This window comes from Bartonella tribocorum (genome assembly GCF_002777915.1).
In the GTDB taxonomy this organism is placed as follows: Bacteria; Pseudomonadota; Alphaproteobacteria; order Rhizobiales; family Rhizobiaceae; genus Bartonella; species Bartonella tribocorum_A.
In genome coordinates this window covers 33,707-46,499 of sequence record NZ_NJGE01000004.1, presented here as the reverse complement: position 1 = coordinate 46,499, position 12,793 = coordinate 33,707, and the positions used below count along the sequence as shown (strand labels likewise).

Annotated in this window: 9 protein-coding genes; 8 read left to right on the top strand and 1 reads right to left on the bottom strand. The window is 36.7% G+C overall.

Features of this window, described 5'->3' with window-relative positions; all coding sequences use genetic code 11:
- Nucleotides 1–118: 118 nt before the first annotated feature.
- The 3 genes from mutM to CER18_RS02560 all read left to right on the top strand — a co-directional run bounded on the left by mutM (nt 119) and on the right by CER18_RS02560 (nt 3,079).
- Complete coding sequence (mutM, locus tag CER18_RS02570; protein ID WP_100128538.1) at nt 119–994, top strand: bifunctional DNA-formamidopyrimidine glycosylase/DNA-(apurinic or apyrimidinic site) lyase; 876 nt, start codon at nt 119–121, stop codon at nt 992–994.
- A gap of 77 nt (nt 995–1,071) precedes the next feature.
- Complete coding sequence (locus CER18_RS02565) at nt 1,072–2,466, top strand: M20/M25/M40 family metallo-hydrolase (RefSeq protein ID WP_100128537.1); 1,395 nt, start codon at nt 1,072–1,074, stop codon at nt 2,464–2,466.
- On the top strand, nt 2,459–3,079 hold the full coding sequence (locus CER18_RS02560; RefSeq protein WP_100128536.1) for a ribonuclease D: 621 nt from the start codon (nt 2,459–2,461) through the stop codon (nt 3,077–3,079). Before CER18_RS02565 ends, CER18_RS02560 begins: the two co-directional genes overlap by 8 nt.
- A gap of 254 nt (nt 3,080–3,333) precedes the next feature.
- Here CER18_RS02560 and CER18_RS02555 read toward each other — a convergent pair whose 3' ends face one another.
- Nucleotides 3,334–3,534: a hypothetical protein gene (locus tag CER18_RS02555; RefSeq protein ID WP_143242705.1), complete on the bottom strand. Its 201-nt coding sequence runs from the start codon at nt 3,532–3,534 to the stop codon at nt 3,334–3,336.
- Between the two features lie 959 nt (nt 3,535–4,493).
- On the opposite strand from CER18_RS02555, the gene CER18_RS02550 reads away from it, so the two are divergent.
- From CER18_RS02550 to CER18_RS02530, 5 genes are all read left to right on the top strand, one after another.
- Complete coding sequence (locus CER18_RS02550; protein WP_100128534.1) at nt 4,494–4,811, top strand: hypothetical protein; 318 nt, start codon at nt 4,494–4,496, stop codon at nt 4,809–4,811.
- 1,326 nt (nt 4,812–6,137) lie between these two features.
- Nucleotides 6,138–6,971: an outer membrane protein gene (locus CER18_RS02545; protein ID WP_100128533.1), complete on the top strand. Its 834-nt coding sequence runs from the start codon at nt 6,138–6,140 to the stop codon at nt 6,969–6,971.
- Nucleotides 6,972–7,308: 337 nt separating this feature from the next.
- On the top strand, nt 7,309–8,142 hold the full coding sequence (locus tag CER18_RS02540) for a porin (RefSeq protein WP_100128532.1): 834 nt from the start codon (nt 7,309–7,311) through the stop codon (nt 8,140–8,142).
- Between the two features lie 626 nt (nt 8,143–8,768).
- Nucleotides 8,769–9,653: an outer membrane protein gene (locus CER18_RS02535; RefSeq protein WP_100128531.1), complete on the top strand. Its 885-nt coding sequence runs from the start codon at nt 8,769–8,771 to the stop codon at nt 9,651–9,653.
- Nucleotides 9,654–11,004: 1,351 nt separating this feature from the next.
- Complete coding sequence (locus CER18_RS02530) at nt 11,005–12,603, top strand: outer membrane protein (RefSeq protein WP_100128530.1); 1,599 nt, start codon at nt 11,005–11,007, stop codon at nt 12,601–12,603.
- Nucleotides 12,604–12,793: the final 190 nt, after the last annotated feature.

The window sequence follows — 12,793 nt, the reverse complement described above, 5'->3', positions numbered from 1 at the left end:
AAGAATTGCGATTGTTTACAGACCAGATGGGGGTAGAAATTTTTATTCTTTAAGGGTGGAGAAGAGATCAATTTATGAGTAATATGACTGGAAAGTGCATAATTATTAAAGAAGAGTGATGCCTGAGCTTCCTGAAGTAGAGACGGTTCGTCGTGGACTTGAGTCTGTTGTCACTGATGCAAAGATAATCTCTGTCAAACTTAATCGTAGAGATTTGCGTTTTCCTTTTCCTGAGGCTTTTTCTGAACGGCTTATTGGCAGAAAAATTCTAGAACTTGGTCGGCGTGCGAAATATTTATTATTTCATCTTTCTCAGGATGAAACGATTTTAAGCCATTTAGGAATGTCTGGTTCATGGCGTATAGAGAATGGTCTTTTAAGAAAAGCTTTTTCAACGACCAGTAAATTGGTTAAGCATGATCATTTCGTCATGGATATTCAGACCAGAAATGGTGAAGTTTATCATCTTATTTATAATGATGTGCGTCGCTTTGGGTTTATGCTTTTAGTTGAGACGAACAAGCTTGATAAACATCCGCTTTTAAATAAGCTAGGGCTTGAACCTATGAGTCATGCGTTTTCTGGTCGTTATTTACAAAAGGCTTTTGTTAATAAAAAAATGTCTCTCAAGGGTGTTTTACTTGATCAATCTGTTGTTGCGGGGCTTGGAAATATTTATGTTTGTGAGGCGCTTTGGCAGAGTCGCTTATCTCCACAGCGTGGTGCATTTACATTGGCATCAAAAACGGTCTATGCACGTGAACTTGCAGATTCTTTAGCACAGAATATACGCACTGTAATTTCTGACGCTATTTTAGCAGGTGGCTCTTCTTTACGTGATTATATGCAGATAGATGGTTCACTTGGTTATTTTCAGCATGCTTTTTCAGTTTATGGACGAGAAGGCAAGGAATGTTTGGAATGCAGGACGCCTATTGTACGTATTGTGCAGGCTGGACGTTCAAGTTTTTACTGTTCTCAGTGTCAAAAATGAATAAGATGTCTTGCAAAATTCTACAAGAAGCTTAAAGTCAGATTTTTACAATAATGAGGCTTGAGAGGGTTTTTTTTATGCTGAATAAAGTACTAACACATCTTGATGGAAATATAGAAAAGAGCCTTGAACGCCTTTTTTCTCTTTTACGTTTTCAATCGATTTCTACAGACCCAGCTTATAAGGATGCATGTCGTAGCGCAGCTGATTGGTTAGTAGAGGATTTAAAAAGCATTGGTTTTGAGGCTTCACGCCGTGATACACCGGGTCATCCAATGGTTGTTGGGCATCATCCAGGTCCTTCAGATGATTGTTTGCACGTGTTGTTTTATGGGCATTATGATGTTCAACCTGTTGATCCGTTGAGTTTATGGGAGGATGATCCATTTACACCTTCTTTAAAAGAGAGAAATGGAGAGAAAGTTATTTGTGCTCGTGGAGCTTCAGATGACAAAGGTCAGCTCATGACTTTTATTGAAGCATGTCGTGCATATAAGAAAGAAACAGGACAGCTTCCTGTTAAAGTGACTATTTTATGTGAAGGTGAGGAAGAAAGTGCTTCTCCTTCTCTTATTCCTTTTTTAAAAGCCAATAAAGATGAACTTAAGGCTGATTACGCATTGGTTTGTGATACGTCGATGTGGGACGCGAATACACCATCTATTGCTCTTTCTCTTCGGGGAATTATGGCGGAAGAGATTTTTATCACAGCAGCAAATCGTGATTTGCATTCTGGTTATTTTGGGGGAGCAGCAGCTAATCCAATTCGTATTTTAGCTAAAGTTTTGGCAGGGCTTCACGATGAAAATAATAAGGTAACACTTCCTGGTTTTTATGATGGCGTAGAAGAAACTCCTCCACATATTTTACAATCATGGAATGCGCTTAATTGTACTGCTGAAAGTTTTCTTGGTCCTATAGGTCTTTCCGTTCCATCTGGTGAAAAAGGGCGGAGCATTTTAGAGCTTGTGTGGGCACGTCCTACCATGGAAATTAATGGTATTAGTGGTGGCTATGAAGGGGAAGGGATGAAAACGGTTATTGCGTCTCAAGCGAGTGCAAAAGTATCATGTCGCCTAGTCCATAAGCAAGATCCAGAGAAGATACGCCAAGCATTGCGTGATTATGTACGTAGCTCAATTCCTGCTGATTGTACGGTTGAATTTAAGAATCATGGTTCTTCTCCGGCACTTCAGCTTTCTGATGATTCATCTTTTACTAAGGCGGCGAAGGATGCTCTATCACAAGAGTGGGAAGTTCCTGCTGTATTAACAGCCATGGGGGGCTCGATTCCAATTGTAGCAGATTTTAAGTCAATTCTTGGTATGGAAACTCTTTTGGTTGGTTTTGGGTTGGCTGATGATCGTATTCATTCACCTAATGAAAAATATAATCTAAAATCGTTTCATAAGGGGCAGCGGTCTTGGGCGCGTATTCTTACTGCTTTAGCAAATAGGAGGGTGAATGGCTGAGATTCGCGTTCATCAAGGTGATTTGCCAAACTTAGATAATTATAAGACTGATGCCATTGCGATTGATACTGAGACTTTAGGATTACAACCACATCGTGATCGTTTATGTGTTGTTCAGATTTCTTCTGGAGATGGGACTGCTGATATTATACAGATTGCTAAAGGACAAAAGAATGCCCCTAATTTGGTTAAGCTTCTTAAAGATAACGCAGTAACCAAAATATTTCATTTTGGGCGTTTTGATCTTGCTATTTTAGCGCATACATTTAATGTTATGCCAGAGGCTGTTTTTTGTACAAAGATCGCTTCAAAGCTTACACGTACCTATACGGATCGTCATGGTTTGAAGGAAATTTGTAATGAATTGCTGAATGTTAATATCTCTAAACAGCAACAATCTTCGGATTGGGCGGCAGAAACGTTATCGCAGGCACAAATTGAATATGCTGCGTCGGATGTGTTATATTTGCATCGTTTAAAGGTTATATTTGAAGAACGTTTAAGACGCGAAGAGCGAGAAAGTGTCGCCAAGGCATGTTTTCAATTTTTGCCTATGAGAGCTAGGCTTGACCTTTTAGGGTGGGGGGAAGTTGATATTTTTGCGCATAGCTAACTTTAAAAATTGGCTTTTAATAGCGTAAATTATTAGTGTAAGAGGACAAAATGTTGATAGTGTTGGCATTTTGTCCTCTATTCTCTCATATTATTCAGATAATGATTACAATATAAGTGCTGTTTGATTTGAAGTTTAGACAATAAAAGTTCATTTACGAATTCATATTCTTTGTTATGTTTGTAACAGCCTTTATTTAAAAACAAAGAGAAATTTTGAAGAGAGCCTAGAAACATACGATAGAGAGGGGAGGCTTAAATCTCTGAAACTGGTATACGGTCTAATTTGGGAAGAATAATGAAGGCATCAATGTGAAAAACAATTTCCATCCTTACCCTTATTAATTCTACTTTACGCCTTTCAAAAGGATCTAAAGTAATATCTGTTAAGTAATGCAAATTACGCATTTTCTCATTTTTTTCATATTCTTTATCGGAGTCACGTCCCTCATGCAAAATAAAACACCCTAAACGGAATATATTTGGGTTGCTCATGCATATGCTTTTTAAAGAAAACTTTCTTAAGGTTCTCGAGCCCATTTTACGGTGGTGCTCATGAACTGTATAATGATAAAGCTTCCAAGAGGCTATAAAATCTATTGATCACCACCATCTCTTTACGCTTATGGAGTTAACAAGCCGCTATCACATACTTTATCAACAGGCAATTTTGTGACAGCCCTTGGTGCTTGAAACGGTTTATAAGAGGCAATTTTTATTGTACAGTTTCACGCTACGTAAGCTTCCCCACTTTTAATGTGCAAACAAATGGTTTTGGTTGATCCAACATGAGGGAGATGTATGGTATCCGCGGTTCTAATTTACTATGAATAACGATATATATATCATTATAAATCAAAATGTTGTGGAATTAATCTATAAACCATGATTACACGGAACAATACAAAGAATGACATCTAGAAAGTGATCTAAAAAAAAATCGCAGGAGTATGCTTTTTACCAAGTCAAAATGTTCTAATATTTTTTTATTTAAATGGCTTCATAAGAAAAAACGCCTTTTTTCCAGAGTTTTATCCATATATCAACTTCATTTATGACATGTAAGCAAATAATTTTTCTTCATGCATCATGAATAAGTTTGAAATGAAATGATCTTATGATGCTGACGGGTTTTATTAAATAGGGGGAAAATTATAAATTAAATTAATATGTTGATATGACACTTGTGTCGTTTATTGTCTCAGACGATACTTCGTGCTTTTATTCATTGCCAAACAAATGATTTCTATGTTGGTAGAGTAGGGTAATGTGCATTTATTTTAAAATTAAAATGCTCCAAAACTTTGTTTTTTGAGGATTTTCACTTTTTATCTATAGATATGCTATTTTTTCTGGAAATTTGCCATGAAGACACTAGGTAAAATCCATTATGGATATTACACGAGGTTAAATTTATGAACATAAAATATTTTATTACAGCTTTTGCTACTTTTTCTTCAATTTCTTTAGCGCAGGGTGCGAGCTTTTTATCTTCTCAAAAGTTCATAGAGGGCATATCTGCTGTTGTTCCTCCTAGAGATTTTTTTTCTGGGAAACAGTTGAGCAAGATCTTCTCTGAAGTTGTTCAAATGGAACTTTCTTGCACAAATAACAGCCAATGCATAACAGCAGATAAGTTAGTACCTGTATCATATTCTGGTAAAAAGCCTAAAAAAGGACCAGGAAAGAAAAAACGGCCAAACTTATTTAGACGAGGTCCAATGAGTTTTTAAAAAGTAAGAAAACAATATCAAAGGGTGTATGTTCGGGAATTGAGGAAAGGAACTATTTTTTATCACTTTAAAACAGGGGGGAGGTTATTTGTTCGCGAAGGGTATTATGATTATGCATTGGGTTATTGGTGATACTTTTCAGAAAAGATAGGAGCAGGGAGATTTCGGTGAAAGAGTACACTGTATAATGGCGATTACACGTTACAAATTTCATGGAATTATAGTAACATGTGGATTTTGGATTGCTCTATTATATCGCATATTTCGTAAATTTTCTCATTTGACGTGTGGTTATATTAAGCTATAGAGATCTCTCTTATTTAAGTGTTTTTAGAATATGGTTGTGGATCAAGAATAAGATTTGGTCTATAAAACCTTTGGTTAAGTAAATCACATGAGCGGGGAATAAAGGCAAACCCGTTCAGCAAGAATCTAGGCTGTTTGCATACAGGGTCTGATTAGGATTTTTCGACTATAATAAAGTATCCTTTATTTATCTATGCGTTAAGATAAAATATCTTTTCTGCCAAATTCATGATTTTAAAAGCAAGGTTTTGTCTGAAAATTTTAAGAAAGGTTTCTTATTTTTTTCAATTTAGTTTATAAAAGAGTATGAAGTAGAGCACTTACAAAGAAGGCTGAAGCTTTGAAAAAGACTTTCTATAAGTCTGAGGTAAAAAAATAGTCAATCTTTCAAAAACAATGAAAATGCTGAAAGTAAAAACAAAGAGCAAGTAAGTTGAACTATGATCTTGTTGCAATCCATGAAGTTCCTCGAAACTTTGTTTATCTGCAATACACATCCTTTACAGTAAAAAACAATCACAGGCTATGCGCATTTGGTCTTACAAATGATGAAGCTAAAAACATTGTTTGTATAAATTTATTTGTATGAACTTAAATGGAATGGTGGCATTTGGTTTGTTCTCAATATCGTAATAGTTCTCGCTGTCCTTGATATTGAGAAATTTCATAAGAAGCATTTTATTGTTCTTAAAAGTTATACACACATTTGTTCATTTGTAACGTGTAGGCGGATGATTTTGGTTACTTTAAATAAAATGATTTAATGATGAGAGCATCTTCAATATTACAGACGAAAAGATAATTTTTGCAAAATTCATAAAGAAGAGAAAATATGACGAGGGGAACTCATTTATGCATGAGCATCATTTAATTTTCATTGACTACAGATCAAGCCATTAAGGGTGCTTTGATTGGATTTGTTTTTTTTATGAGTGTATCATTTTTGCTACAGATATCTGGATTTACGGCTCTATATGACATGACGTGTTCAAATAAATATTTCAGCTATGGAGAAAAAATATGAATATGAAATGGTTAATAACAGCTTCTGCTTTCGCTTTTGTTTCAGTTTCAGCAGCGCAGGCAGCAGATGTTATTGTTCCCCCGAGTCCAACACCTGTTGCTCCCGTTATTGTTGCCCCAACTTTTTCTTGGACAGGTTTCTACTTTGGTGGGCAGATTGGTGGTTTTTCGGGTAAAACGAAGATGGATATTCTCGCTAAAGGACAAAAGGTTCCAGTAAGTGATGATTATTTGCCAAAATTATCTGGTTTTATGGGTGGGCTTTACGCAGGTTCTAATATTGATCTTGGCAATGGCCTTATTTTAGGTGTTGATACAGATATCATGTGGTCTAATAAGGATGACACAAAGACAGGAAAAACGTATGTCATTGCCCCAGAGCACATCGATTATGTTAACAAGCTCTTAAAAGACGCTTCAATTAATATCGGTAAAGATGCACTCAAAGAAGGTGCTAAACGAACAAACAGTTTTACTTTTAAAGAAAAGTGGGCTGGTGCAACACGTGTACGTATTGGTTTTGCTGCTGAACGCATTATGCCTTATGTTGCTGGTGGTATTGCCTATACACAGCTTCAAGATATAGCATCGATTTCAATAGCAGGAAAAGATTCAGACAAAGTCATCGCTTCTGGTACTCTGTCTGATGAAACAAAGACCCTTGTTGGCTACACCCTTGGTGTGGGGGCTGATTTAGCAATGACCAATAATATTATTGTCCGTGCGGAATATCGTTACTCCGATTTTGGTAAAAAGAAATTCTCAAATGATAAATATGAGACTTCTTACAAAACCAATGATTTCCGTGTTGGTGTTGCTTACAAATTTTAATAGCAAGTAAGTTAAATAATGAAGAAGCTCTATCTTTGATAGAGCTTCTGTCATTTTCTGTTGCTATATTATCACACATTCCACATTTATAGTAGACGTAAAAAAATATTATTAAGATTTTCTTAAAAAGAAATCATAAAACAATAAATAACAATTTCATTTAAAATCAATAAGTTATTTACATATGTAATTTGTAGTTTCTCGTATAAAATGAAGTTATGAAGCAATTTTATTTTCGGCAAGCTCTCCGTTTCCTGTGACTGTGTCATTTTTACTACAGCTTTTCTCCGTGTAATCTTGTAGCACTGTGTTCATAAATAAATTAGGAGCAAAGTTTATGAATATAAAATCTTTAGTAACAACTTCTGTTATCGCTATGGCAGCAGCTTCTGCGGCACAAGCTGCTGATGTTATTGTCCCTCATGAAACAGCCCCAGCAGTTATATCTGCCCCTTCATTTTCTTGGACAGGTTTTTACATCGGTGGTCAAGTTGGAAACTTTTCAGGTAAAGTTGATGTATATGACTCAGAAACAAAAAAGAAAATTACAGATAAAGATTCCGCATTTAAGCCTTCCGGTTTCATGGGTGGTATTTATGTAGGTTCCAACGTAGATCTTGGCAATGGCATCATTCTAGGTGTTGAAACCGATGCAGTTTGGGCAGACCGTGAAGAATCAAAAACGTCTTCAGCGGTCATTGGGGAAAATGGCGTTGCAGACTTCAAAACTGAGCTGACAACAGCTAAAGCTACGGAAGCTACAGGAAAACATATTTCGGATATTAAGGCAACTGACAAGCGTATAGAGAGTTCCTCTATTAAAGAGAAGTGGTCTGGTGCTACACGCGTTCGCATTGGCTTTGCAGCGGTTGACCGTATTATGCCTTATGTTGCTGGTGGTATTGCTTATACGCAGCTGCAGGTGGTTGATACTCTTAAGGCGGTTGAAGCTGGTGGTGCCGAAATCGCTTCTGCTAAATTGTCTGATAAGTCAAAAACGATGGTTGGTTTCACCATTGGTGGTGGTATTGACTTTGCAATGACAGACAATGTTCTGTTGCGTGCAGAATACCGTTACTCAGACTACGGTAAAAAAGCATTTGTAAAGGACGGCAATAAAATATCTTATAAAACCAATGACTTCCGTGTTGGTGTTGCATACAAATTCTAATTTCATATAAATAAAATTAGATACACAAAAAATACCAAGGCCTCGTTACGAGGCCTTTTCTTATTATATTGAAAAGCTTTACCATTGAGGGCGGTAAGCGCATGTAATTCCCACATGAGGTGTGTATGTGAGATGAATATCCTTGAGTAGAGCCTTGCCTCTAGAGTTACCTCAACATAGGAGTCGCTTTGACATAAGTTACAGGAATATTTTTAGGTAGGGTTAGCCTATACTGTTTTTTAAGGCGGAATATGAACCACTAAAACGATGATAACAGTTTGTTACACAATATAGGTGATTGTGTTGACTTTGCAATGACAGACAATGTTTTGTTGCATACACAATACCATCACTCAGGTTTTGGTAAGAAGCAATTTGCAAAAGACCATCTTAAACTATGCTGCAAAACAATGATTTTCATGTTGAGATCTCTTACAAGCGCTGATTTTGTCAAAAGACCAATTATGAATACAAAGTATTAATAAAAAATTAAATTTCCAAGAAGTTTTTATCTTTGACAAAACCGCTGTTTTATGGGCTTTTTATTTATAATTGTGACATTTTCACTACAGCTTTTTACTCTATAGCCTTATAAGATCATTTACAGTTAATTTAGGAGCAAAATTATGAATACAAAATCGTTAATAGCGACTTCTGTTGTCGCTTTAATTTCGGCTTCTGCGGCACAAGCTGCTGATGTTATCATTCCTCATGAAACAGCTCCAGCAGTTATCGCTGCCCCTTCATTTTCTTGGACAGGTTTTTATATTGGTGGTCAAGTTGGAAACTTTTCCAGTAAAACTAAAGTAACTATTCCAGGAGAAGACAAAAAGCTTTTCAAAAAAGATAACACACCTAATCCTTCTGGTTTTATGGGTGGTGTTTATGCAGGGTCTAACGTGGACCTCGGAAATGGCCTCATTCTCGGTGTTGAAACCGATGCTATTTGGGCAGGCCGCGAAGAATCAAAAACAGCCCGTGAATTGATACTGACTGATGGTCAAGCAACAGATTTTAATACTGCCCTTAAAAAAGCTAAGGTTGAACTAAAAGGTCCCCAAGAATTTGTAAAGGGTGATAAGGTAACGGAAACACACAATTACAAAGAAAAATGGTCTGGTGCTACACGCGTTCGTATTGGTTTTTCTGCTGTTGACCGCATTATGCCTTATGTTGCTGGTGGTATTGCTTATGCACAAGTACAAGGTGTTCAATCCGTTGCAGGAAAAGGAGAGAGAGCTAAAGTTGAACAGAAAGACGAAGGGGGTGAAAATCCACCAATAGGAAATAAGCAAAACATAGATTTGACGGGTGGTACTTGGGCCGATGACACCAAAACAATGGTTGGTTTCACTGTTGGTGGTGGTGTTGACTTTGCAATGACAGATAATGTTTTGTTGCGTGCAGAATACCGTTACTCTGATTTTGGTAAAAAGAAATTCGCAAACGATACACGTGAATTCAACTACAAAACCAATGACTTCCGTGTTGGTGTTGCATACAAATTCTAATTTCATAAAACTGAAATTATAAGTACAAAAAGTATAAAAGCCTCGTTTAACGAGGCTTTTAGTTTATTAGCGCTCCATTTTATCTTTCTTAAACCCTTTTGTCTCATTATAGTATTTTGTATTATGGAATACAAATAGATATTATAATCGGTTTTATAACGACTATAATATCTTATATCGTTAATATTATTCTACTAATCTCAGAAATTAAGAAAAGATCATAATCAGTGATCAACTTCATTTTTCTTTTATAAGCCAAGTGCGAGCGATCGTATTACGTATATCTGTTGGAGTAATGTCTGAAAGAAAAATACATTCTCTCATTGGAGAAGAATATAAAGTTGTAAAAATAGAAATTAGTTTCCAACCTTACTATCTTCTGTTAATTAGGCTTTGCAGCTTTTAAAAGTATTTAGAACAATGTCCTTTAAATAATAAACATGACGCATTGTCTTGTTTTTTTGTTTATTGCGTTTCTTTTAATGGGATTATACTCCCTTATGCAAGACGGAATATAGTTGTTATTGTATATTCAGACGCTTAGTTTAAGATACATTTCTCAATATTTTTTCCCATTTCGGGACTGCGTTTGTGAATGGTGTAGAGGCAAATTTCCTATGAAATATATAAAATCTCTTAAGCACCATTACCTTTACACTTAATAAAAAAGAGTGAGCTGGCAATATTACACACTTTGTTAGCCAGCAATGTTGTGGACAGACACCTTGGATTTAAGAGCGTTCATGAGAAGTATCTAATTCTTTCTTTAATGTTTTATTCATATGCTCATCCCATTTGTGACATACAAAAAATATGGTTTTGATTGCTTCAACCTAGAACAGGTTTCAAATGAGAAAACCCGACAGCATTAGTTTTTTTATTAAACATATAAAACAAAAAATTGCCCTTATACGTCAAAATAATGTGGTAGGATAGGAATATTTATGCAAAGAATCTAAAAGTGCGAATGTTTGATTTTTAAAACTCTGAGAATGCAGAGTTTTAAAAAAGGCAATGATTGGTTTCATAGCTTCTGCAGGCATTAATTTTCAATGACAGACAATGTTCTGTTGCATGCAGAATACCGTTATTTAGATTTAGGTAAAAAGAAATTTCTAAAGAATATTACCCTTAACAGACATAGAAAAATTTAATGAAAATGAATCCAATTTTAAGGCACATAATTTTAGTATGATGTCGTTGATAAATTTTTATTGGATGCGATCTTAAATAGTTAAGAAGCCTTATTTTCACAATTTCTTTATTTTTTTGTGAGTGTGTCATTTTTGCTACAGATCTTTCAAAAAAGATGCTCTATATACATCTCATTTTGGATATTTGGAGAGGTTTTATGAACACAAAACGTTTAATAACAGCGTCTATTTTTTCTTTAATTTCAGCGTCTACAGCGCTAGCTGCTGATGTGCTGATTCCTCATCAGCCAGCATCAACGACTTCTTCTTCTGCCGTTGTTGCGCCTACTTTTTCGTGGACCGGTCTTTATTTAGGAGTACAGGCTGGGGGCTTTTCGAGCAAGGCTGATTTGGCTCTTGTTGGTCAAGAAAAGAGTGTCCCATTGGATAAAGAGTTCTCTCCTAAACTTTCAGGTTTTGCAGGTGGTTTTTATGCAGGGTCTAATATTGATCTCGGTGACAGCTTTATTTTTGGTGTCGATACGGATTTAATGTTGTCTGGGAAAAAACACACAAAGACTATCACTATAGGTGCAGCTGATAACATTACAGTAGAAAGTGCAGTGGGAAGATCCCGTAGATCAGCAGAAACACCAACTCTTCCAACCCCACAACCAAGCACACAAGGAACTTCATCAGCAGGTACTGGAACTCCAGCATCAGGTGCAGGAACTCCAGCAGCATCAGGTGCAGGAGCTACACCAGCGGGAGGTACAGGAGCTTCATCAGCGGCAGGGACAGGAGCTACATCGGCAGGAGGTGCAGCAACACAATCCAATCAAGCGCAAGTTAGATCAGGAAGTTCAGTTCAACAAGTACAAGGGCGATCAGATCAATCAACAACAAATGGATTAAAGCCGCCTGCACCTAAATCAGTGTCCTCTACCACAGAAGCAAACTCAGGAAAGCAACCATCAGGAGTAGGATCAAGTGGAGCAAACGCATATGCAGGATTAGCGTCTACAAAAACGGTTGCAGAAAAAACGACATCCTCTGCTTCATCAACAAGATCAGAAACAAGCCAACCAGCAGCAAATGCAGCTACATCGGGATCGTCATTAGCAGAAAGAACAATACCGAGCGCGCCACTCGTACTCGCGAGATCAGCCTCATCTGAACCAGCGACAAAAGCTTCCAATGGAACAAGCGGAGCCCAGCATGGAGGTCATCATAGTGCCCATGGTAGTGGACATTCTAATCAGCATGGTACATCTCATGCAGGTGGACATGGCTCTGGTGCTCATGGGCGTGGTACTAATCCACATGGTTCTCATTCTCATGGAGCACAGAGTACACAAGCGGCGGATAAGGACAATTCCAGTGTATATGGTATAGAACAAATGAAAAGAATGGCTTCTGAATTTGGTCTTGATCAAGAGGATGAAGTTGAAACTTTAAATCATACTTTCAAACAAAATTGGGGTGGGGCTACACGGGTACGTGTTGGTTTTTCTGCTGATCGCTTTATGCCTTATCTTGCTGGTGGTATTGCTTATGGGCAGTTCCAAGACACTGTATCAATATCTGTTAAGGGTGAGGATGGAAGTGTCGTTTTTTCTAAGAACTTAACTGATGAAACAAAAACCATGATTGGTTATACTGTTGGCGGTGGCGTTGATTTTGCTGTGTTGGATAATGTGATTGTGCGCGCAGAATATCGTTATTCCGATTTTGGTAAAAAGAAATTTGCAAAAGAAAAACTTGAAGTTAACTACAAAACCAATGATTTCCGTGTTGGTGTCGCTTATAAATTCTAATTTATTTTAAGAGTAATTTTCTAAGAGGCTCCACTAGCAGTGGAGCCTTTATTTTTTTAAGATCATTTTTTTGTTTCTTTTCTTGTAAATTTCATGATAAAGCCCGTAGAGTGTGATGATATATTTTCTTGATCGCTGCTTAATACGAATGATAAGCTCGGCTTTCCTTATAGATAAAAACCAGAGTTGC

Excerpts from the sequence above, each read along its gene's own strand:
- mutM (WP_100128538.1), top strand. The coding sequence starts at position 119 with ATGCCTGAGCTTCCTGAAGTAGAGACGGTTCGTCGTGGACTTGAGTCT.
- CER18_RS02565 (WP_100128537.1), top strand. The coding sequence starts at position 1,072 with ATGCTGAATAAAGTACTAACACATCTTGATGGAAATATAGAAAAGAGC.
- CER18_RS02560 (WP_100128536.1), top strand. The coding sequence starts at position 2,459 with ATGGCTGAGATTCGCGTTCATCAAGGTGATTTGCCAAACTTAGATAAT.
- CER18_RS02550 (WP_100128534.1), top strand. The coding sequence starts at position 4,494 with ATGAACATAAAATATTTTATTACAGCTTTTGCTACTTTTTCTTCAATT.
- CER18_RS02545 (WP_100128533.1), top strand. The coding sequence starts at position 6,138 with ATGAATATGAAATGGTTAATAACAGCTTCTGCTTTCGCTTTTGTTTCA.
- CER18_RS02540 (WP_100128532.1), top strand. The coding sequence starts at position 7,309 with ATGAATATAAAATCTTTAGTAACAACTTCTGTTATCGCTATGGCAGCA.
- CER18_RS02535 (WP_100128531.1), top strand. The coding sequence starts at position 8,769 with ATGAATACAAAATCGTTAATAGCGACTTCTGTTGTCGCTTTAATTTCG.
- CER18_RS02530 (WP_100128530.1), top strand. The coding sequence starts at position 11,005 with ATGAACACAAAACGTTTAATAACAGCGTCTATTTTTTCTTTAATTTCA.